This window comes from Streptomyces sp. NPDC041713 (assembly GCF_055591085.1).
The window spans coordinates 34,894-55,223 of sequence record NZ_JBVIZY010000001.1 but is presented as its reverse complement, the minus strand read 5'-3'; the positions used below and the strand labels follow the sequence as shown (position 1 = coordinate 55,223).

Below are 20,330 nucleotides of genomic sequence, written 5' to 3'. Positions count from 1 at the left end.
TGGACGAACCCTCAGAAACTGATCGAGTTGATGGTCTCCGCCACTTCGTTCAGGAAGCGGTTTATGGAGGGAGCCATGCCGGTCGAGGCGAGGAAGAAGCCGAAGAGCACCGCGACGATCGCGGGGCCCGCCTTGAGCGATCCCCCGCGGATCAGCACCACAAGGATGATCGCCAACAGCAGTACCACTGACAGCGAAATGGCCACACTGATCACACCCTAGGTCGGTCACTCTCCCGGCCCGGGGGGTACGACCCCGCACACCCCCGCCACGACCATCGTGCCACCAACAGGCCCGCTGCATGCGGCCGGTGACACATCGTCGGCCAGAGCTTCGAGGGCCTCGGTCGCCGCGCGGCCCGTGCGCCGCATGAACCGCGCCCCCTCGTACAGCAATTCGACGGTCGGCCCCCGGTGGAAATCGGGCTTGATCGTTGCCGTGGCCACACACGACGTTCGCAGGAAATTCGAATTGTCGCCGTCAGCACATCACGGGCGCGTAACTCCGCAGAACTCCCCGGCCAACCGGACATTTCACCAGAGTCGCCCGCGGGCGTTATGCACCATTTAAACCGGATGAGTTGCGACGTAACGGACAGAAAGTGACCGCATCTCTTTGTCGACTCGGCGCGAATCCAGGGTATCCGGTACCCGATAAGCGGGATTCCACTCCGTGCCGGATCTGTGTCGGACAGAGATTGAGTCGGGATAAGCGATGAGGGTTTTACGAATACGGCGCCTCGACGCTAGGGTGCCTCAGATGTTCCACGCTGCCACCACCCCCAGAGGCGCAGTGCGGTCCCGGGTCGTCTCACCGAGCGCATGGTGGGAGGGCCTGTGACCAACTCGGTGCACCCGCACGGACGCCACCGGGCGCCGCTCCCCCCGGCCCAGGTGCCCGTGGCCGGAGTCCCCACTCCCCGCGCCCACCATCCGACCCCGCAGGCCGCTCCCGCTCCCCCCACCACGAGTGGCCACCGCACGGCACAGAGCGGATCGAAGCCCGCCAAGCAACGCGACGCGTTCTTCGACAACGCCAAGTACCTGGCGATCGTCCTCGTGGCGATGGCCCACGCATGGGAACCCCTGACGGATCACAGCCGCGCCGCCGAGGCGCTGTACATGACCGTCTACACCTTCCACATGCCGGCGTTCATCCTGATCTCCGGCTACTTCTCGCGCAGTTTCGACATGCGGCCCGACCGGCTCAAGCGGCTGGTGACCGGCGTCGCCGTGCCGTACGTCATCTTCGAGGTCGCGTACACCCTCTTCAAGCGGTACGCGGACAACGACCCGAGCCAGCCGATCAGTCTGCTCGACCCCTGGTACCTCACCTGGTTCCTGGTGGCGCTCTTCGTGTGGCGGCTCACCGTGCCGCTGTGGAAGATCGTGCGCTGGCCGGTGCCGCTCGCCCTGGCCATCGCCATGCTCGCGGTGATCTCACCGGACATCGGCGACGACCTCGATCTGCAGCGCGTCCTGCAGTTCATGCCGTTCTTCGTGCTCGGCCTCTTCATGAAGCCCGAGTACTTCCAGCTGGTGCGCCGCCGTGAGGTGCGGATCCTGTCGGTGCCGGTCTTCGCGGGCGCGCTGCTGCTCGCGTACTGGGCGGCCCCGCGGATGACCTCCGTGTGGTTCTACCGCCGGGACAGCGCCCAGGAGTTGGGCGTCCCGTGGTGGGTCGGCATCGTGATGACGCTGGCGCTCTTCGGCTGCTCCGTGGTCCTCACCGCGTGCTTCTTCGCGTGGGTGCCGCGCCGCAAGATGTGGTTCACGGTCCTCGGCGCCGGCACGCTGTACGGCTACCTGCTGCACGGCTTCCTCGCCAAGGGCTCCCGTTTCTGGGGTTGGTTCGAGACCTACGACTGGCTGCACCAGCCGGCCGGCGAGATCTTCGTGACGGTCGTCGCCGCGAGCGTGGTGACCGTCCTGTGCACGCCCCCGGTGCAGCGGATGTTCCGCTTCGCGATGGAGCCCAAGATGGAGTGGGCCTTCAAGCGGGACGCGGCGGCGCTGGCCAGGGAGCGGGCCAAGTCCGGCTAGCGGGACCCCTCGGGGCCTTCCCCGATCCCCAACAGGGCGCGCATGGCGGTGTACTTCACCGTCAGGCGCGCCCTTGTCGTCGCGTCGAGCACGGCGAGGCGGGCGGGGTCCGCGTTGTGCGCCAGGTCCGCCTCCTTCACCAGCCGGGCCCCGTCCGTCGCCAGGATGCGCGCGGCGTACGCCTCCTGCGGCTCGCCCGCGCGCTTGGTGAGCGCCAGGACGATGTCCTTCGTGCGGCGGGTCAGCGGGGCGTCCCTGAGCCACTGTTCGGTCAGGGCGTCGTCCTCGACGGAGTCGTGCAGCCAGGCGGCGGCGATCTGTTCGTCGTCGCCGCCGCGCGAGCGCACGCCGTCGGCCACCGCTCGCAGGTGCTCGGTGTAGGGGCGGCCCGCCTTGTCGGTCTGGGCGGCGTGCGCCTCCCGGGCCAGGGCCGCCACCTCCGCCACCGTCAGCGTCGGCGTCAGTTCCGGTGTCGGCTCCGGCGGCGTGCGGTCCTGGGCTGCGGGCGTCATGCCGCCGACTTTAGGGCCTGTCCGGCGGGTCTTGTCGCGGGCGCGGGGCCTGGCACGCCGATCTGCGGCGTTGTCGTCGGTTGCCAACGCTCCGCGTTGCCGCCCTCCTCCGCCTTGCATCTCGACGCACCAGACCCCGCTCACCAGCACCGAAACGCGCAGGCCACCCGACTACGACCCGACCCGCCGGACAGACCCTAGCGCCGCCCGTGCGGGCAGCGTCGTGGCGGCGAGACCGAGCCCCAGGACCGCGGCCACGAACGACCCGTACACCAGCGGGGGGATGTAAGGGCCTTGGCCGGTCAGGCCGTTCATCATCGGGACGAGCGTGGCCAGGGCGATGGCCGAGCCGATGACGATGCCCGCGCAGGCCACGAGCAGCGCCTCCCAGCGGACCATCCGCATCACCTGGCGGCGGGTGGAGCCGATCAGGCGCAGCGTGCCGAGTTCGCGGCGGCGGTCCAGGACCGTCATCACCAGGGTGTTGACGGCGGCGATCGCCGCGAAGCCGCCGAGGACGGCCGCCATGGTGGTGTTGGCCCAGGCGTTGAGCTCGCGGTCCAGGGACCGGGCGGTGGCGTACCCGTCCCGGTCCGTGCGGGTGCCGAGTCCGGAGAGTGCCTGCGCGGAGCCGCCCCTGGCCCAGATCTCGGCGGCGAAGGACGAGGTGACGTGCCCCTTCAGGTCGGCCGCCGCCATGGTGACCTGGGAGAGGCCGAGGCCCCTGCCGTACGTCGCCACGATCTTCGGCGCCGCCTTGGTGCCGTCGGGCAGCCGGACGTCGAGGCGGTCGCCGGTCGACACGTGCGCGGAGTCGGCGAGGCGGCTGTCGACGGCGATCTCGCCGCGGCCGAGCCGGAGGGTGCCGGTCTCGATCTTGAGGTCCTGCACTGCACGGAGGTCGGCCGCGGTGCCGGTGACGCCCTGCGCCGACGCCGCCTCCAGCCAGCGGTCGCCGCCCGAGCCGACCGGGACGAGCAGGGACGTCTTGAGCAGGCCGACGGCCGAGGTGACCCCGTCCGTCCCGGCCGCCTTCCCGACCGCGTCCGGGGCGAGGCCCGTCTCGGAGGTGACGATGTGGTCCGCGGTGATGCCCGCGCGCTGCTGGTCGGCGGCGACCCGGTCCTCGCTGGTGTGCATGAAGACGAGGACGCTGGAGAAGGCCATGGCGAGCACGATCGGGGTGATCGCGGAGGCCAGCCTGCGGGCGTTCGTACGGGAGTTGGCGGCCGCGAGCGACGCGGGGGCGCCGGCGCCGCGCAGCGGGAGCCCGAACAGGGCGGCGCAGCCGCGGGCGACCAGGGGGCCGAGCAGGGCGACGGCGAGCATGAAGAGCATGACGACGCCGAGCGCCGCGTTGGCCGCGTCCTCGCCGGTGTTGTGCGCGGCGAACCCGGCGAAGACGCCGCCGCCTGCCGCCGCCGCGACGCCCAGCGGCGTACGGATCCAGCCGAGCGGCACCCGCTCCACGGACGCCTCCGTCAGCGCCTGGCCCGGCTTGATGCGTGAGGGCCTGCGGGCGGCCAGGTATCCGGCGCCGAGCGCGGTGAGGACGGCGCCGCCGACGGCGGCGACGAGGGGGATGAAGGAGACGGACAGGTCGACGGCCCCGGGGATCGCGCCCTTCTCCTTGAGCTGGCCGAACCACCAGCGGGCCAGGGCGATGCCGGGTAGCAGGCCGACGGCGCCCGCGAGCGGCGCGACGAGCAGGGTCTCGGTGGCGATGGTGCGGCGGATCTGGCGCGGGGTGGTGCCGATGGCGCGCAGGAGGGCGTACTCGCGGGCGCGCTGGCCGACGGAGAGGGCGACGGTGCCGGCCGCGGTGAACACGGCGGTCAGTGCGGCGATGCCGCCGAAGGAGCCGCCGAGTCCGGTCAACATCTCCTTGGCATAGGCGAGTTCGGAGCCCTCGGCGGCGCTGCGGCCGTCGCCGGTGTGGACCTCGGCCCTGCCGCCGACGGCGTGCGCCACTTGCGCCTTGAGGGTCTCGGCCGACACCCCGTGCTTCGGCAGGACGGCGATGGCGTCGACGCGCCCCGGGTGTCCGGAGAGCCGGATCGCCTCGGCGTCGGCGAACCAGGCGGTGGAGGCGCCCGGGGCGGACCGGACGGTGCCGGAGACCCGGAAGTCGCGCGGGCCTTCGGCCGTGGTCAGCGTGGTGCGCTCGCCGACGGCGGCGCCGGGTGCGGCGAGGACGACCTCGCCGGGGTGCGGGGCACGGCCCGCGGTCAGCTTCTCGCCGGTGAAGGCGGTGGAGCCCCAGCCGTGTGCGGTGACGTCCCTGCCACCGGAGTGCAGGGGGAAGGTGACGTCGGGGACGGCGGTGCGCGCGCCGGGCGCCGAAGCGGCCCTGGTCACCAGGGAGTCGGCGATGCGGGCCCGGTCGGGCAGCGGGGTGGCGGTGTCGGAGCGGTCCTCGCCGCTGCCGGTGGTGAAGTGCGCGGCCTGGTCGGCGGCGGCCACCACGGGGGCGCCGGCGTAACGGGTGGAGGGCATCGAGGCGCGCAGCCCCGTCTCCAGGAGGATGCCGCAGGCAGCCACGATCAGCGAGGCCATCATCAGGGCGACGAAGGTCCCGGCGAACGCCGCGGGCTTGAAGCGGACGGCCGCGCGGGCGAGGCCGTTGGGCCGGTACGCCATTACGCGGCCACCCCCGAGTACGCCGGGGCGGTGCGGGCGGTCAGGGCGGTCATCCGGTCCGCGATCCGCGCGGCGGAGGCGCCGTCGAGGTGGTCGACGACGGAGCCGTCGGCGAGGAAGAGGACGCGGTCGGCGTGGGCCGCGGCGGACGGGTCGTGGGTGACCATGACGACGGTGGCGCCCATCCGGTCGACGGCGGAGCGCAGCAGGCCGAGGATCTCGGTGGCGGTGGTGGTGTCCAGGGCGCCGGTCGGTTCGTCGGCGAAGATCACGTCGGGCTCGGTGACCAGGGCGCGGGCGATGGCGACGCGCTGCTGCTGGCCGCCGGAGAGCTGGCCGGGGCGGCGGCGTCCCTTGTCGCCGAGGCCGACCCGGGTGAGCATCTCGGCGGCCTTGCGGCGGTCGGGGCGGTGGCCCGCGAGGCGCATCGGCAGGACGACGTTCTGTTCGACGGTGAGGGACGGCAGCAGGTTGAAGGCCTGGAAGACGAAGCCCAGGCGGGTGCGGCGCAGCGCGGTGAGCTTGTTCTCGCTCATGCCGGTGATCTCGGTGCCGCCGAGGCGGACGGTGCCCGCGCTCGGCCGGTCGAGGCCCGCGGCGCACTGCAGGAAGGTGGACTTGCCGGAGCCGGAGGGTCCCATGACGGCGGTGAAGCTGCCGCGGGGCAGGGCGAGGTCGATGCCGGCGAGGGCGTGCACGGCGCTTGAGCCCCGGCCGTATTGGCGGCGGACGCCGCGCAGTTCGACGGCCCAGTCGCCGGCGCCGGGCGCCCCGCCGGGGACGCGTACGTCCTCCTCGGCGACTCGGTTCTTCTTCCGCCGCAGCCCCATGTCCCTGTCCACCTCTCGTGACGAATTCGACCTCTCGAACGTACGGAGACGGGGGTGCTGTGGACCATGAGGGCGGCTGGCGAACCCGGGGTGGGGAGAACCCCACCTCGTGCGTTCAGGAAGGCCCCGCCGGTCGTTTGGTAATCTAACTATTGACGCGTTCTTGACGCTTCCTTTGCCAACTCACGTGCGATCTTCCTCGCCATCGTCCACGCCATCCCCACGGGAGGAACGGGCCCATCGGACACGCAGACACCTTGATAGCCATGGGCGGCGCCTTTCTCGCCGCCGCCGTCCTCGCCCGCCTCGGCGGTCGCATCGGACTCCCCACCATCCCCCTCTTCATCCTGGCCGGGATCCTCCTCGGCCCGCACACCCCCGGCGTCGTCCTGGTCTCCGACCCCCACGACCTGGAGATGCTCTCCGCGCTCGGCCTGGTCCTGCTCCTCTTCTACCTGGGCCTGGAGTTCCATCTGGACGACCTCAAGACGGGTGGCCGCAAGATGGCCCTCGCCGGAGGCACCTACCTCGCCCTGAACGTCGGCGCCGGCCTGGGCTTCGGATTCGCGCTCGGCTGGGGCACCTCCGAAGCGCTGGTCCTCGCCGGGGTGCTCGGCATCTCGTCCTCGGCGATCGTCACGAAGGTCCTGGTCGACACGGGCCGGCTCGGCAATCCGGAGACCAAGCCGATCCTCGGCATCATCGTCGTCGAGGACATCTTCCTGGCCCTCTACCTCGCGGCGCTGCAGCCGATCCTGTCCGGCGCGGACAGCCTCTCGGCCGCCGTCCTGGACGGCGGCAAGGCCTTCGGCTTCCTGCTGCTGCTCGCGCTCGCGGCCCGCTTCGGCACCAAGGCCGTGGGGCGGCTGATGGACACCCGGGACGACGAACTCCTGGTCATCTCCTTCCTCGGCGCCGCCGTCTTCGTGGCCGGGGTCTCCGAGTGGTTCGGTGTCGCCGACGCGATCGGCGCGTTCATGGTCGGTCTGATGCTGGGCAGCACGGCGTCCGGCGACCGCATCCGCGCACTGGTCCACCCGCTGCGGGACGCGTTCGGCGCGATCTTCTTCTTCGCGTTCGGCCTCTCCATCGACCCCGGCGACCTGCCCGCGGTGGTGTGGCCGGTGCTCGCGGCGGTCGCGGTGACGCTCGCGATGAACGTCCTGGCCGGACTCGGCGCGGCCCGCGTGTACGGCTTCGGGGCGGGCCCGGCGGCGAACATCTCCACGACCTTGCTGGCCCGCGGCGAGTTCGCCCTGATCCTCGCCACGATGGCGGCGGGCGCGGGCCTCGACGACCGCCTCTCCCCCTTCATCGCGGGGTACGTCCTGCTGCTCGCAGTCCTGGGCCCCCTGGCGGCGGGCCGCTCGGAGTGGCTGGCGCGGGTGCTGCCGGGCGGCTCGGGTCCCGCGCTCGCAGCCGGTGGCGGCACCCCGGAGCAGGCCGAACGGGCCCGGGAGGGCAGCGCACCCTAGCCGGCCCGACCCGCCGAGCCGCCGGGGCTCACGCCTCCCGGCAGATCAGCAGGAGCGCGCGGTCGTCGTTCACGTCCTTCGCCACCGCTTCGATGAGGTGCCAGGCCGCGCCGTGGAAGCCGCCCGCCACATAGCGGTCGGCCTCGCCCGTCAGGCGGTCCATGCCCTCGGCGATGTCGCGGTCGGAGGTCTCGACGAGGCCGTCCGTGAAGAGCATCAGGACGTCGCCGGGGCGCAGCACGCCCTTGACCGGGTCGAACTGCGCGCCGTCGTACACGCCGAGGAGCGGGCCCTGGCCGGTCTTCTCCTCCCAGCGGCCGCTGCCCGCGCTGAGCTGGAGGCCGGGCGGATGGCCCGCGGAGAAGAGTTCGTAGTCGCCGGTCTCCAGGTCGAGGACGAGGTGGATGGAGGTGGCGAAGCCCTCGTCCCAGTCCTGGCGGAGCAGATAGCCGTTGGCGGCGGGCAGGAAGGCGTGCGGGGGCAGCGAGCCGAGCAGCCCGCCGAAGGCGCCGGAGAGCAGCAGCGCGCGCGACCCCGCGTCCATGCCCTTGCCGGAGACATCGGTGAGCACCGCCTCCAGGGTGCGGCCGCCGTTGGTGCGGGCGGCGACCACGAAGTCCCCGGAGAAGGACTGGCCGCCGGCCGGGCGCAGCGCCATCTCGCGGTGCCAGCCGCGCGGCAGCTTCGGCAGCTTGCTCTGTACCCGGATGCGTTCGCGCAGGTCGAAGAGCATCGTGCCGCCACCGCGCCAGGGCACGCCGACCCGGCTGCGGAACTGCGCGATGAGCAGGCCGAAGAAGCCGCAGGCGGCGACCACCAGGACGGTGCCGGGGGTGACCCGCGAGACGCCCTCGGGGTACGGGCCGAGCTGGACCGACTCCACGATGAGGGCCACCGCCGACGCCGCGTACAGGCCGAGCAGGCTGGCGGGGCGCAGCAGCAGGCCGCCCGCGACGATGGGCAGGACGAGCGCGGCCGGCGAGCACCAGACGCTGTTGACGATCGTGCCGCAGGTGATCACGGGGACGGTCAGCAGGAGGCCGGCCAGGGCGACCCAGTCGGAGCCGTCGCCGCGGAAGTAGTCGACCCCGGATTTGCGCAGCACTATGCGGACCCGGTGCAGCCTCTTCTTCATCCGGGCCGTGAACGTGTCGGCCTCGGCCCGCCGCTCACCCCGCTCGCGACGTCCGCGCCGTTCTCCTCGTACCGCCATTGCTCGTGGACCTTATCCAGCGAGCCGCTCCCTTCGCACGGGAGGTCCCGGTTGTCCCCCGTCGGAGGAGCGTCCTGGACGGCCGTGGACGGCCCGTCCGGAGCGTGGAAATCCTGTCGCACCGGGCGTATCGCCCTGGTACTCATGGCATATGACGACAGACGTGCGGGTGCTCGCCGAGGCCGAGTGGGATGCGTGGTACGGCACGCTTGAGCTGGCTTTCGGGGGTGTCGCCGAGTCGGCCGAGGAGCGGGAGCTGTGGCGCGCGCTCACCGAGCGCGACCGGTCGATCGGCGTCTGGGACGGTGCGACGTGCGTGGGGACGGCGGGGGCGTTCTCCTTCCGGCTCTCGGTGCCGGGCGGCGCCCTGGCCGAAGCGGCGGGCGTGACGATGGTCGGCGTCGCGGCCACGCACCGGCGGCGCGGGATCCTGACGTCGATGATGCGGCGGCAGCTGGACGACGTCCGCGCGGCGGGCGAGCCGCTCGCCGTGCTCACCGCGTCCGAGCCGGTCATCTACGGCCGGTTCGGGTACGGCGCGGCCACCCAGCAGCTGAAGGCCGACATCGACACGACCCGGGTGCGGCTGTCCCTGCCGCCGGGCACGGATGACGTACGGCTGCGGTACGCGAAGCCCGCCGACGTCCACGCCGCGTGCGAGGCGCTCTACGCCCGCGTGGTGACGGCGCGTCCGGGCATGCTGGCCCGCCGCCCGGGCTGGGAGCGGCTGCGGCTGCTCGACCCGCCGGGCGAGCGGAACGGCGCATCGCCGCTGCAGTGCGTGGTCGCCGAGCGCGCGGGCGAACTCGTCGGGTACGCGCGCTTCGCCGTGAAGCCCGACTGGGACTGGAAGGGCCCCAAGGGCGTGGTGCACCTGCACGATCTGGAGGCCCTGGACCCGGCGGCCAACGCGGCGCTGTGGGAGTTCCTCTTCGGCGTCGACCTGACGACGTCGGTGCTGGCCCACAGCCGTCCGGTGGACGACGCGGTGCTGCAGCTGGTCTCCGACGTCCGCCGCTGCGACCTGTCGGTGCGGGACGCGCTGCACGTGCGGCTGGTGGAGGTGGGCGCGGCCCTTCAGGCACGTACGTACCAGACGCCCCTGGACGTGGTGTTCGAGGTCGAGGACGCCTTCTGCCCCTGGAACGCGGGGCGTTGGCGGCTCACCGGCGACGCGAAGGGCGCCTCCTGCGAGCGCACCGAGGACGCTCCCGACCTCGCCCTGTCCGTACGGGAGTTGGGCTCCGCCTACCTCGGCGGGGTCTCCCTCACGTCGCTCGCGGCCGCGGGCCGGGTGCGGGAGCTGCGCCAGGGCGCGCTGACCGAGGCGTCGGTGGCCTTCGGCTCGGACGTGGCCCCCTGGCTGCCGCACGGGTTCTAGCGGACGGCCTCAGGCGGGGCGCTGGCAGGTGGGGCACCAGAAGAGGTTGCGGGCCGCGAGGTCCGCGGTGCGGATGTCGTCGCCGCAGAGGTGACAGGGCTGGTTCGCCCTGCGGTAGACGTAGACCTCGCCGCCGTGGTCGTCGACGCGCGGCGGGCGGTTCATCGCCTCGGGGGTGTGCTCGGGCCTGACCGTGTCGATGCGGTTGAGCCGCACGCCCTCGTGCATCAGCTCGACGAGGTCCGCCCAGAGGGTGGCCCACAGCTCCTCGGTGACGTCCTTGCCCGGCAGATACGGGTCGACGCCGTGCCGGAAGAGGACCTCCGCGCGGTAGACGTTGCCGACGCCCGCGATGACCTTCTGGTCCATGAGGAGGGCGGCGATGGTGGTGCGGCTGCGGGAGATGCGGCGGTAGGCCTTCGCCGGGTCGTCCGCGTCCCGGAGGGGGTCGGGGCCGAGCCGGTCGTGTATCGCCTGCTTCTCCTCGTCCGTGACGAGGGCGCAGGTGGTGGGGCCGCGGAGGTCGGAGTGGTACGCGTCGTTGAGCAGCCGGAGCCGGACGGTGTCCGTCGGCGGCGGGGCGGGGGTCTCGCCGAGGGTGTACTTGCCGAAGAGGCCGAGGTGGACGTGGACCCAGCCGGTGCCGGCGAAGCCGAGGAAGAGGTGCTTGCCGTGGGCCTCGGCGGTGTCCATCACCTGCCCGGTGACGAGGGCGGCGCTGTCGCTGAACTTGCCCTGTGGGCTGGTCGCCCGGACGACACGGCCCTCGAACCGGTCCCGGTGATCGGCCGCCAGCCGATGAATGGTGTGCCCCTCCGGCATGACTTTCCTTCACGGTGCGGTGCGGAGGGGCTGGGAATCAGCCCCTCCGGCGTTTGAGGAGCGGGGTCCGGGGCGGAGCCCCGTGGCGGTCCCTACGGCTGGGGGTGGTGGGACGGGATCGGGGGCAGGTCGCCGGATTCCTCGTAAGCCGACAGCATGTCGATGCGGCGAGTGTGACGCTCCTCACCCGAGTACGGCGTCTTCAGGAAGATCTCGACGAACTTCGTCGCCTCCTCCTGCGTGTGCATCCGGCCACCGATCGAGATGACGTTCGCGTCGTTGTGCTCACGGCCGAGCTCCGCGGTCTGCTCGCTCCAGGCGAGAGCCGCCCGTACGCCCTTCACCTTGTTCGCGGCGATCTGCTCGCCGTTCCCGGAGCCGCCGATGACGATGCCGAGGGCGTCCGGGTCCGCGGCGGTCCGCTCCGCGGCACGCAGGCAGAACGGCGGGTAGTCGTCCTGGGCGTCATAGATGTGGGGCCCGCAGTCGACGGGCTCGTGGCCGTGGCTCTTGAGCCATTCGACCAGGTGGTTCTTGAGTTCGTAGCCGGCATGATCCGAGCCGAGGTACACGCGCATGGGTCCGAGTGTGGCACGTCACGCGGCGGGTAGCCGCGACCGGGGCGGTCCTCGATCTCCCAGGTCGGGACCTTGGTCCAGGCCTTTCGTCGGAATACAACGATCCGGATTCAGGACTTCCGTCCCGTTCACCCCTGAGTTTGAATGCGGGGGCTCGTGACCCGAGAACTTAAGGATTCGTCCATGACCTCGCAACCCTCCCTTGCGAAGGCAGACAGCAACCCCCCATCCCCTGGGGATCCGCGGTCTGGCGACAGTGGTGACCATGGCGGCGACGGCCTGAAAGCGGGTCTCAAGAACCGCCACCTCTCCATGATCGCCATCGGCGGTGTGATCGGTGCCGGTCTCTTCGTCGGCTCCGGCTCCGGCATCGCCGCGGCGGGGCCCGCCATCCTCGTCTCGTACGCCCTCGTCGGCACGATGGTCGTCCTCGTGATGCGGATGCTCGGCGAGATGGCCGCCGCACGGCCGACCTCCGGCTCCTTCTCCACCTACGCCGACCAGGCGCTCGGCCGCTGGGCCGGCTTCTCCATCGGCTGGCTGTACTGGTTCTTCTGGGTCGTCGTCCTCGCGGTGGAGGCCACCGCGGGCGCCGTGATCCTCAACGGCTGGATACCCGCGGTCCCGCAGTGGGGCTGGGCGCTCATCGTGATGCTGGTGCTCACCGCCACGAACCTCGTCTCGGTCGGCTCCTACGGCGAGTTCGAGTTCTGGTTCGCGGGCATCAAGGTCGTCGCGATCGGCGCGTTCGTCGTCATCGGTCTGCTCGCCGTCTTCGGCGTGCTGCCCGGCTCCGACAACCCGGGCGACGGCTTCGGACACCTCACCGACGCGGGCGGCTTCATGCCCAAGGGCGCGGGCGCCATCCTCACCGGTGTGCTGATGGTCGTCTTCTCCTTCATGGGCAGCGAGATCGTCACGCTGGCCGCCGGCGAGTCCGAGGACCCGCAGCGCGCCGTCACCAAGGCGACCAACAGCGTCATCTGGCGCATCGGCGTCTTCTACCTGGGCTCGATCTTCGTCGTCATCACCCTGCTGCCGTGGAACGACAAGTCGATCACCAAGGACGGCAGTTACGTCGCCGCGCTGAACTCGATCGGCATCCCGCACGCCGGCCAGGTCATGAACGTCATCGTCCTCACCGCGGTGCTCTCCTGCCTCAACTCGGGCCTCTACACCGCGTCGCGCATGGCCTTCTCGCTCGGCCAGCGCGGTGACGCGCCCAAGGCCTTCGCGCGGACCAACGCGCGCGGTGTGCCGCAGGCCGCCATCCTCGGCTCCGTCGTCTTCGGTTTCGTCGCCGTCTGGTTCAACTACCAGTGGAAGGACACCGTCTTCGACTTCCTGCTCAACTCCTCGGGCGCGGTGGCCCTCTTCGTGTGGCTGATCATCAGCTTCACGCAGCTGCGGATGCGCGGGATCATCCTGCGCGAGCAGCCGGAGAAGCTCGTCGTGAAGATGTGGCTCTTCCCGTATCTGACGTGGGTCACCATCGCGATGATCTCGTTCGTGCTCGTCTACATGCTCACCGACGAGGCGGGCCGCAAGCAGGTGCTGCTCTCGCTCCTCGCCGCCGCGTTCGTGATCGCGTTCTCGCTGGTACGGGAGAAGGTGCGGCCCCGGGCCGCCGTCGAGCAGCCTCCGGCTCGGACCGCGGACCGCGGCGAGCACTGACCGCCGCGACGCCCCGTAGGAACGACGCCCCCGCGACCCTCACCGCGGGGGCGTCGCCGCGTCGCCACTCGGCAGCAGCCAACCGCCTGCCGCCACAGCGCAGTTCGCGGCGCACGGGAATTTCGGTGGAGTCACGGGCGAGCCGACGACGGGTCTGACTCCCGCTGTCACACCCTTGGGGGATGCTGTCCCCGTCGGACGAAACACGCGGCTCGTCAGACGCACGCCGCTCAACGGAGGCTCCCGTGGACTTCACCGCCCAGCGACTCGTGTTCCGGCCGGACGACGCCGGTTACGCGGAGGAACTCGCCGGCATGCAGACCGGCTTCGCGACGCGGCCCGACCTCGTCGTCGGCGCCACGGGCCCCGAGGACGTCGTCGCCGCGGTCTCGTACGCCGCCGGGGCCGGCCTGCCCGTCGGCGTACAGGCCACCGGGCACGGCCTCCCCGGCGCCTTCGAGGGCGGCGTCCTGATCAACACGCGGCGGATGGACACCGTGCGGGTCGACCCCGACGCGCGCACCGTCACCGTCGGCGCGGGCGCCCGCTGGGGCCAGGTCGTGGAGGCAGCGGCGCCGCACGGGCTCGCCCCGCTGAACGGCACGGCGCCCGGCGTGGGCGTCGTCGGCTACACGCTCGGCGGTGGACTCGGCATCCTGGGCCGGGAGTTCGGCTACGCCGCGGACCACGTCCGCTCCGTCGACGTCGTCACCGCGGACGGCGTCCCGCGCCACGTCACGGCCGACGACGACCCGGAGCTCTTCTGGGGCCTGCTCGGCGGCGGCCCGCACCTCGGCGTGGTCACCGGCCTGGAGACCGGTCTGGTGCCGGTCGCCCGGCTGTACGGCGGCGCCCTCACGTTCGACGGCACCGCGGTCGACCCGGCCGCCGTGCTGCGCGGCTACGAGGAGTGGACGCGGACCCTGCCCGACGAGCTGACCTCGTCGCTCGCGGCGCTCGTGTACCCCGACCTGCCGCACCTGCCGCCGCACCTCAAGGGCCGCTATCTCCTCCTGATCCGGGTCGCGTTCACCGGCTCGGCGGCGGAGGGCGAGCGCCTCGTGGCGCCGCTGCGGGAGCTCGGGCCCACCGTCTCGGACACGCTGCACGAGATGCCGTACACCGAGAGCCCCGCCATCCACGGCGACCCGGACTTCCCGCACGCCTACTACGGCGACAACGCGGTCCTCGGCCACCTCGACACCGCGGCGGCCGCCGAGATCCTCGCGCTGACCGGGCCACGGGCGGCCTCGATGCACATCCTGCAGTTCAACCACCTGGGCGGCGCGCTGGCCGGGCCCGCGCGCAACGCCGTGCCCTACCGCGAGGCGGGCTGGCTGGTCCGGCTCCTGTCGCCGCTGGTGGACGGCGTGGACGTGGCGGACCTGCGCGCGGTGCACGCGGCGGCGTTCGGGCACGTGGCGCCGCAGACCCTGGGCCGCTCGCTCAACTTCGTCTTCGGCGGCGCCGACCGCCCCGAGGGGCTCTACGACCCGGAGACGCGGAAGAGGCTCGCCGCGTTGAAGGCCACGTACGACCCGGCGAACCTCTTCCGGCGGAATTACAGCCTCGGCTGACCGGTCCGCGACCGGTGGGGCGACCGGCTCAGCGGTCGAGGAACTTCCACGCCGTGGGCAGCGCGCCCATCGCGAGCGCCGCCTTCAGGGCGTCGCCGATCAGGAAGGGCGTGAGCCCGGCGGCGACGGCCTGGGTCAGCGACATGCCGGTGGCCGCGGCCAGGTACGGCACGCCGACCGCGTAGATGATCGCGGAGCCGAGGACCATCGTGCCCGCGGTGCGCAGCACCGAGCGGTCGCCGCCACGGCGGGCGAGGGCGCCCACCACGGTGGAGGCGAGCAGCATGCCGAACACATAGCCGAGGGAGGGGGCGGCGACGCCCGAACCCGCCTGGGCGAACCACGGCATGCCCGCCATGCCCACGAGGGCGTACAGCGCGAGCGAGAGGAAGCCGCGGCCCGCGCCGAGCGCGGTGCCGACGAGCAGCGCGGCGAAGGTCTGCCCGGTCACCGGCACCGGGGAGCCCGGCACGGGCACCGCGATCTGGGCGGCGATCCCGGTGAGCGCGGCGCCGCCGAGCACGAGGGCGGCGTCCTTCACGCGGGACGCGGGCAGCAGGTCGGCGAGGACCTGGCCGGGGCGGGTGGTGGCAGCGGCGATGCTCATCGGGGACTCCGCGGGGGCGTGGGCAGGTTGGGACGCGATGACGCTATCCCAGGGGCGACCGCCGCCACACGGTCTCCGGGCGACAACCCGGGGGCAAGGCCTTGGTGGGCTCTGCACAAAGAGATGCCCATACACCTTCCGCGGCGTGACGCTCGTCACGGAGGTGAGCGGGTGGGTGGCTCGTTTTGCGCGGGGGGCCGCCGCCCGGGGAGACTGTAGGTTCCTGCCAACTCCTTGAGCACCGAGAGCAGCGTTGAGCACCATGCACGACCCCCAGGCCACGGCCGCCCCGCCCGCCGGCGGGCCTCTCGGTGCCGAGAACGAGCCGCTGTCCGGCGGCCTCAAGCAGCGCCACCTCACGATGCTCGGGCTCGGCGGCGTCATCGGCGCCGGGCTCTTCGTCGGGTCGGGCGCGGGGATCTCCGTCGCGGGCCCCGGCATCGTCGTGTCGTATCTGATCGCGGGCGCGCTCGCGATGTGCGTGATGCGGATGCTCGGCGAGATGTCGGCGGCGATGCCCGCGTCCGGCTCGTTCTCCGTGCACGCGGAGCGGGCGCTGGGCCGCTGGGCCGGGTTCAGCGTCGGCTGGCTCTACTGGTTCCTGCTGGTGGTCGTGCTCGCCGTGGAGGCGACCGGGGCCGCGCAGATCGCCCACGGCTGGGCGCCCGCGGTGCCGCAGTGGGCCTGGGTGCTGATCTTCATGGTGGTGTTCACCGCGGCCAATCTCGCCTCGGTGAAGAACTTCGGCGAGTTCGAGTTCTGGTTCGCGACCCTGAAGGTCTGCGCGATCGTCGCGTTCCTGGTGCTCGGTCTGCTCGCGGTCTTCGGGGTGCTGCCGGACACCGACGCGGTGGGCCTCGCGAACCTCACCGGCCAGGGCGGGTTGCTGCCGCACGGCTGGTCGGGCGTGGTCTCCGGGGTGCTGGCCGTCGTCTTCGCGTTCGGCGGCCTGGAGGTCGTGACGATCGCCGCGGCCGAGTCGGACGATCCGGTGCGCTCGGTGGCCCGCGCGGTGCGCAGCGCGGTCTACCGCATCCTCTTCTTCTACGTCGGGTCGATGCTCGTCATCGTGACGGTGCTGCCGTGGACGGCGCAGCGCGCCGGGGTCAGCCCGTACGTCACGGTCCTCGACTCGATCGGGGTGCCGTCCGCCGGGCAGGTCATGAACATCGTGGTGTTCGTGGCGCTGCTCTCGGCGCTCAACGCGAACCTCTACGGGTCGTCCCGGATGGTCTTCTCGCTGGCCGAGCGCGGCGAGGCGCCGAAGGCGCTGCTGCGGGTGGGCGGCGGCGGGGTGCCGCGCCGGGCGGTGCTCGCCTCGGTCGCCTTCGGGTTCGTGTCGGTGCTGCTCAATCTCCAGTGGCCGGACTCCGTCTTCCTCTACATGCTCAACTCGGTGGGCGCGGTGCTCCTCTTCGTCTGGGCGCTGATCGCCGTCTCGCAGCTGCGGCTGCGCCGGCGCATCGAGCGGGAGGCGCCGGAGCGGCTGGTGCTTCGGATGTGGGCGTTCCCGTATCTGACGTGGGCGGCGCTGGCCGCGATGGCCGCCGTGCTCGTGCTGATGCTGACCGACGACGGCGCGCGGCCGCAGCTGCTGTGGTCGGCGGGGGCGACGGGGCTCGTGCTGGCGGTGGCGGGGCTGCGGGAGTGGCGCGGGAAGCACGTGAACAACAGGTGAACTTGTTGTGCGTGGCCCTTCACGAGGTGTGAGCGTCGTGTCCGTATAGCGGTCAGCTGTTCCCTGTCAGCGGTACCGGCGCTCAGACTGTGGGCCGCTCTCTCCCCCGTCTCGGCTACTGAACAGGGCACGCCCATGTCTCGGACGTCCACCCCGCAGGACACAGCACCTGACGCAGCACCGCAGGCCGACTCCCCGCTCGTCCACGGCCTCAAGCAGCGACATCTTTCCATGATCGCGCTCGGCGGAGTGATCGGAGCCGGTCTCTTCGTGGGCTCCGGGGCGGGCATCGCCGCGGCCGGGCCCTCGATCGTCCTCGCCTACGCGATATCCGGTGCGCTCGTCATGCTCGTGATGCGCATGCTGGGCGAGATGTCGGCCGCGAACCCGGCGTCGGGTTCGTTCTCGGTCCACGCCGAGCGGGCGATCGGCCCCTGGGCCGGCTTCACCGCGGGGTGGGGCTTCTGGTTCCTGCTCTGCGTCGCCGTCGGCCTGGAGGGCATCGGCGCCGCGAAGATCATGGTCGGCTGGTTCCCGGACAGTCCGGAGTGGGTGTGGGTGGCCCTCTTCATGCTGGTGTTCTGCGGCGCGAACCTGACGGCCGTGAAGAACTTCGGCGAGTTCGAGTTCTGGTTCGCCGCCCTCAAGGTCGGCGCCATCACGCTCTTCCTCGGCATCGGCGTCCTGGCGATCCTCGGCATCCTGCCCGGCTCCGACGTCTCCGCCCCCGGCTCCGCGAACCTCACCGGCGAGGGCGGGTTCATGCCGAACGGCACGGACGGCCTGATCATCGGCCTCCTCGCCTCCGTCTTCGCGTACGGCGGTCTGGAGACCGTCACGATCGCCGCGGCCGAGTCCGAGAACCCGGTCAAGAGCGTCGCCAAGGCCGTGCGCACGGCGATGTGGCGCATCGCCGTCTTCTACGTCGGCTCGATGCTCGTCGTCGTCACGCTGCTGCCGTGGGACAACAAGGAGGTCGTCGCCAAGGGCCCGTACGTCGCCACCCTCGACCACCTGGGCATCCCCGGCGCCGGCGAGATCATGAACGTCATCGTGCTGGTCGCCCTGCTCTCCGCGATGAACGCCAACATCTACGGTGCGTCGCGCATGTCGTACTCCCTGATCGCGCGCGGCCAGGGCCCCAAGGTGCTCGGCAAGGTCTCGGGCGGCGTGCCGCGCCTGGCGGTGCTCGCCTCCTCGGTCTTCGGCTTCGTCTGCGTGCTGCTCAGCTACTGGCGTCCGGACGACGTCTTCCCCTGGCTGCTCAACATGATCGGCGCGATGATCCTGATGGTCTGGATCTTCATCGCCGTCTCGCAGCTGATCCTGCGCCGCCGCACCGAGCGCGAGGCCCCGGAGAAGCTGGTCGTGAAGATGTGGGCGTTCCCCTTCCTGACCTGGGTGTCGCTGGCCGCGATGGCGTACGTCTTCTATCTGATGACCGACCAGCCGGACACCCGCAAGCAGCTGCTCGCCACCGGCGCGCTGACGCTGGTGCTCGCGGTGATCGGCTTCGTGCGGCAGAAGGCGGCGGAGAAGCGCGCGGCGGCCGTCTAGCGACCGCGACCGACACGAGGAAGTCCCGGACCGGGTGGTCCGGGACTTTTTCGTGCTCCCCGGCGCCGCTTCTGTTCCCGTTCGGACCTAGGACGAAGGGCTGATCAACTTCGCGGCACTCCTGCTGTTAGCCTGCAGTTGCGAAGGACTTGCAATAAGTTGAGAAACACAACAGCGCACCACAGCAGAGCAGCAGTCGGAGGGCTCGGACTCATGGCCATTTACACGCTTCCTGAACTTCCGTACGACTACGCGGCGCTCGAACCGGTCATCAACCCGCAGATCATCGAGCTGCACCACGACAAGCACCACGCGGCGTACGTGAAGGGCGCGAACGACACCCTTGAGCAGCTGGAGGAGGCGCGCGACAAGGAGACGTGGGGTGCCATCAACGGCCTGGAGAAGAACCTCGCCTTCCACCTCTCCGGCCACATCCTGCACAGCATTTACTGGCACAACATGAACAGCCCCAAGGACGGTGGCGGCGGCGAGCCGCTGGCCGCCGACGGCGTCGGTGAGCTCGCGGACGCCATCGCCGAGTCCTTCGGCTCGTTCGCCAAGTTCAAGGCCCAGCTGACCAAGGCCTCGGCGACGACGCAGGGTTCGGGCTGGGGCGTGCTCGCCTACGAGCCGCTCAGCAACCGCCTCATCGTCGAGCAGGTCTACGACCACCAGGGCAACGTCGGCCAGGGCTCGACGCCGATCCTGGTCTTCGACGCCTGGGAGCACGCCTTCTACCTGCAGTACAAGAACCAGAAGGTCGACTTCATCGAGGCCATGTGGCAGGTCGTCAACTGGCAGGACGTGGCCAAGCGCTACGCCGCCGCCAAGGAGCGGGTCAACAGCCTGCTGCTCGCCCCGTGAGCCAGGGCTGTCGTCCGCTCCCCCGGTGACAGCCCGACAGCGCCCTGCCTCGTGATCGTCTTCTCAACCTTCACCGGGGCGGGCGGAAGAAGGAAAGGCCCCCGTGAGGACGTGACTCACGGGGGTCTTTCGGTTCGCGCCGGTGTTCCGGGGCGTCAGTCGAAGATCGGGCCCTGGGTGCGGGTCCGCTTGATCTCGTAGAAGCCCGGGGTCGAGGCCACCAGCAGGGTGCCGTCCCAGAGCTTCGCCGCCGCCTCGCCCTTGGGGGCGGGGGTGACGACCGGGCCGAAGAAGGCGACCTGCTCGCCGTCGGCGCCGGGGACGGCGATGACCGGCGTGCCGACCTCCTGGCCGACCTTGTCGATGCCTTCCTTGTGGGAGGCGCGCAGCTCCGTGTCGTAGGCGTCCGAGTCCATGTACTCGACGAGGTCGGCGGGCAGGCCCGCGTCCGCCAGGGCGCCGACGACCGCCTCGCGGGTGGGGCCCTCGCCACGGTTGTGGAAACGGGTGCCGAGCGCGGTGTACAGCGTGCCGAGGACCTCGTCGCCGTGCTTCTGCTGGGCGGCGATGACCACGCGGACGGGGCCCCAGGCCTTCGTCTCCAGCATCTCGCGGTACTCCTCGGGGAGATCGTCGAGCTTGTCCTCGTTCAGGACGGCCAGGCTCATCACATGCCAGCGGACCTCCACGTCACGGACCTTCTCGACCTCCAGCATCCAGCGGGACGTCATCCAGGCCCAGGGGCACAGCGGGTCGAACCAGAAGTCGACGGGGGTCTTGCTGCCGTTCTCGGACATGTCTCTCCCTAGGGAATCCGTTCGCATCTGGCCGGGGAAACGTCGGTGGCGCACCAGGGCATTCCCGGATGTCGGGCGCAGAC

The 20,330-nt window shown here is 71.4% G+C and carries 17 protein-coding genes; 8 read left to right on the top strand and 9 right to left on the bottom strand.

The window, feature by feature from the left end:
- Positions 1–11 precede the first annotated feature (11 nt).
- Entirely contained in the window at positions 12–206 is a 195-nt protein-coding gene (locus ACZ6CV_RS00205; protein WP_055570088.1) for a hypothetical protein, read from the bottom strand.
- A 630-nt stretch (positions 207–836) separates the two neighbouring features.
- Between ACZ6CV_RS00205 and ACZ6CV_RS00200 the strand changes: the two genes are divergently transcribed.
- Positions 837–2,042, top strand: coding sequence for an acyltransferase family protein (locus ACZ6CV_RS00200; protein WP_469248363.1), 1,206 nt, complete (start codon positions 837–839; stop codon positions 2,040–2,042).
- On the opposite strand, the gene ACZ6CV_RS00195 is transcribed toward ACZ6CV_RS00200, so the two are convergent.
- The 3 genes from ACZ6CV_RS00195 to ACZ6CV_RS00185 form a co-directional block, all read right to left on the bottom strand.
- Positions 2,039–2,554, bottom strand: coding sequence for an HD domain-containing protein (locus ACZ6CV_RS00195; protein WP_469248361.1), 516 nt, complete (start codon positions 2,552–2,554; stop codon positions 2,039–2,041). The genes ACZ6CV_RS00200 and ACZ6CV_RS00195 overlap by 4 nt on opposite strands.
- Positions 2,555–2,725: 171 nt before the next feature.
- A complete protein-coding gene (locus tag ACZ6CV_RS00190) occupies positions 2,726–5,194 on the bottom strand; it encodes an ABC transporter permease (protein WP_469248359.1) in 2,469 nt (822 codons plus the stop codon).
- On the bottom strand, positions 5,194–6,024 hold the full coding sequence (locus tag ACZ6CV_RS00185) for an ABC transporter ATP-binding protein (RefSeq protein ID WP_469248357.1): 831 nt from the start codon (positions 6,022–6,024) through the stop codon (positions 5,194–5,196). Before ACZ6CV_RS00185 ends, ACZ6CV_RS00190 begins: the two co-directional genes overlap by 1 nt.
- 266 nt (positions 6,025–6,290) lie before the next feature.
- On the opposite strand from ACZ6CV_RS00185, the gene ACZ6CV_RS00180 reads away from it, so the two are divergent.
- Positions 6,291–7,499 carry a cation:proton antiporter gene (locus ACZ6CV_RS00180; RefSeq protein ID WP_469248355.1) on the top strand — a complete coding sequence of 403 codons (1,209 nt, stop codon included), beginning with the start codon at positions 6,291–6,293 and terminating at the stop codon, positions 7,497–7,499.
- Positions 7,500–7,527: 28 nt separating this feature from the next.
- On the opposite strand, the gene ACZ6CV_RS00175 is transcribed toward ACZ6CV_RS00180, so the two are convergent.
- The gene (locus ACZ6CV_RS00175) at positions 7,528–8,712 is read right to left on the bottom strand and encodes a PP2C family protein-serine/threonine phosphatase (protein WP_355808235.1); all 1,185 of its coding nucleotides are present in this window, start codon (positions 8,710–8,712) and stop codon (positions 7,528–7,530) included.
- 151 nt (positions 8,713–8,863) lie between these two features.
- On the opposite strand from ACZ6CV_RS00175, the gene ACZ6CV_RS00170 reads away from it, so the two are divergent.
- On the top strand, positions 8,864–10,093 hold the full coding sequence (locus ACZ6CV_RS00170; protein ID WP_469248353.1) for a GNAT family N-acetyltransferase: 1,230 nt from the start codon (positions 8,864–8,866) through the stop codon (positions 10,091–10,093).
- 9 nt (positions 10,094–10,102) lie between these two features.
- On the opposite strand, the gene ACZ6CV_RS00165 is transcribed toward ACZ6CV_RS00170, so the two are convergent.
- Together ACZ6CV_RS00165 and ACZ6CV_RS00160 are read right to left on the bottom strand one after the other, a co-directional pair.
- A complete protein-coding gene (locus ACZ6CV_RS00165; RefSeq protein ID WP_469248351.1) occupies positions 10,103–10,915 on the bottom strand; it encodes an Fpg/Nei family DNA glycosylase in 813 nt (270 codons plus the stop codon).
- Between the two features lie 92 nt (positions 10,916–11,007).
- Positions 11,008–11,493, bottom strand: a complete 486-nt coding sequence (locus ACZ6CV_RS00160; protein ID WP_469248349.1) for a ribose-5-phosphate isomerase — start codon at positions 11,491–11,493, stop codon at positions 11,008–11,010.
- 183 nt (positions 11,494–11,676) lie between these two features.
- On the opposite strand from ACZ6CV_RS00160, the gene ACZ6CV_RS00155 reads away from it, so the two are divergent.
- Together ACZ6CV_RS00155 and ACZ6CV_RS00150 are read left to right on the top strand one after the other, a co-directional pair.
- Positions 11,677–13,167: an amino acid permease gene (locus tag ACZ6CV_RS00155; RefSeq protein ID WP_469248347.1), complete on the top strand. Its 1,491-nt coding sequence runs from the start codon at positions 11,677–11,679 to the stop codon at positions 13,165–13,167.
- A 314-nt stretch (positions 13,168–13,481) separates the two neighbouring features.
- Complete coding sequence (locus tag ACZ6CV_RS00150; protein ID WP_469249573.1) at positions 13,482–14,744, top strand: FAD-binding oxidoreductase; 1,263 nt, start codon at positions 13,482–13,484, stop codon at positions 14,742–14,744.
- A 28-nt stretch (positions 14,745–14,772) separates the two neighbouring features.
- Here ACZ6CV_RS00150 and ACZ6CV_RS00145 read toward each other — a convergent pair whose 3' ends face one another.
- On the bottom strand, positions 14,773–15,351 hold the full coding sequence (locus tag ACZ6CV_RS00145; protein WP_469248345.1) for a biotin transporter BioY: 579 nt from the start codon (positions 15,349–15,351) through the stop codon (positions 14,773–14,775).
- A 262-nt stretch (positions 15,352–15,613) separates the two neighbouring features.
- Between ACZ6CV_RS00145 and ACZ6CV_RS00140 the strand changes: the two genes are divergently transcribed.
- The 3 genes from ACZ6CV_RS00140 to ACZ6CV_RS00130 all read left to right on the top strand — a co-directional run bounded on the left by ACZ6CV_RS00140 (position 15,614) and on the right by ACZ6CV_RS00130 (position 19,450).
- Positions 15,614–17,029 (top strand): amino acid permease, encoded by a 1,416-nt coding sequence (locus tag ACZ6CV_RS00140; protein WP_469248344.1) that lies wholly within the window; start codon positions 15,614–15,616, stop codon positions 17,027–17,029.
- 135 nt (positions 17,030–17,164) lie between these two features.
- On the top strand, positions 17,165–18,586 hold the full coding sequence (locus ACZ6CV_RS00135; protein ID WP_469248343.1) for an amino acid permease: 1,422 nt from the start codon (positions 17,165–17,167) through the stop codon (positions 18,584–18,586).
- A 213-nt stretch (positions 18,587–18,799) separates the two neighbouring features.
- Entirely contained in the window at positions 18,800–19,450 is a 651-nt protein-coding gene (locus ACZ6CV_RS00130) for a superoxide dismutase (RefSeq protein WP_358776033.1), read from the top strand.
- Positions 19,451–19,605: 155 nt separating this feature from the next.
- Here the strand turns inward: ACZ6CV_RS00130 and ACZ6CV_RS00125 are convergent, their stop codons facing one another.
- Positions 19,606–20,247: a mycothiol-dependent nitroreductase Rv2466c family protein gene (locus tag ACZ6CV_RS00125; RefSeq protein ID WP_362369206.1), complete on the bottom strand. Its 642-nt coding sequence runs from the start codon at positions 20,245–20,247 to the stop codon at positions 19,606–19,608.
- Positions 20,248–20,330: the final 83 nt, after the last annotated feature.

Bases quoted from the DNA above. Each gene is read 5' to 3' on its own strand.
- ACZ6CV_RS00180 (WP_469248355.1), top strand. From the start codon at position 6,291: ATGGGCGGCGCCTTTCTCGCCGCCGCCGTCCTCGCCCGCCTCGGCGGT.
- ACZ6CV_RS00170 (WP_469248353.1), top strand. From the start codon at position 8,864: ATGACGACAGACGTGCGGGTGCTCGCCGAGGCCGAGTGGGATGCGTGG.
- ACZ6CV_RS00190 (WP_469248359.1), bottom strand. From the start codon at position 5,194: ATGGCGTACCGGCCCAACGGCCTCGCCCGCGCGGCCGTCCGCTTCAAG.
- ACZ6CV_RS00135 (WP_469248343.1), top strand. From the start codon at position 17,165: ATGTCTCGGACGTCCACCCCGCAGGACACAGCACCTGACGCAGCACCG.
- ACZ6CV_RS00155 (WP_469248347.1), top strand. From the start codon at position 11,677: ATGACCTCGCAACCCTCCCTTGCGAAGGCAGACAGCAACCCCCCATCC.
- ACZ6CV_RS00160 (WP_469248349.1), bottom strand. From the start codon at position 11,493: ATGCGCGTGTACCTCGGCTCGGATCATGCCGGCTACGAACTCAAGAAC.
- ACZ6CV_RS00130 (WP_358776033.1), top strand. From the start codon at position 18,800: ATGGCCATTTACACGCTTCCTGAACTTCCGTACGACTACGCGGCGCTC.
- ACZ6CV_RS00125 (WP_362369206.1), bottom strand. From the start codon at position 20,247: ATGTCCGAGAACGGCAGCAAGACCCCCGTCGACTTCTGGTTCGACCCG.
- ACZ6CV_RS00165 (WP_469248351.1), bottom strand. From the start codon at position 10,915: ATGCCGGAGGGGCACACCATTCATCGGCTGGCGGCCGATCACCGGGAC.
- ACZ6CV_RS00145 (WP_469248345.1), bottom strand. From the start codon at position 15,351: ATGAGCATCGCCGCTGCCACCACCCGCCCCGGCCAGGTCCTCGCCGAC.
- ACZ6CV_RS00185 (WP_469248357.1), bottom strand. From the start codon at position 6,024: ATGGGGCTGCGGCGGAAGAAGAACCGAGTCGCCGAGGAGGACGTACGC.
- ACZ6CV_RS00150 (WP_469249573.1), top strand. From the start codon at position 13,482: ATGCAGACCGGCTTCGCGACGCGGCCCGACCTCGTCGTCGGCGCCACG.
- ACZ6CV_RS00140 (WP_469248344.1), top strand. From the start codon at position 15,614: ATGCACGACCCCCAGGCCACGGCCGCCCCGCCCGCCGGCGGGCCTCTC.
- ACZ6CV_RS00195 (WP_469248361.1), bottom strand. From the start codon at position 2,554: ATGACGCCCGCAGCCCAGGACCGCACGCCGCCGGAGCCGACACCGGAA.
- ACZ6CV_RS00175 (WP_355808235.1), bottom strand. From the start codon at position 8,712: ATGGCGGTACGAGGAGAACGGCGCGGACGTCGCGAGCGGGGTGAGCGG.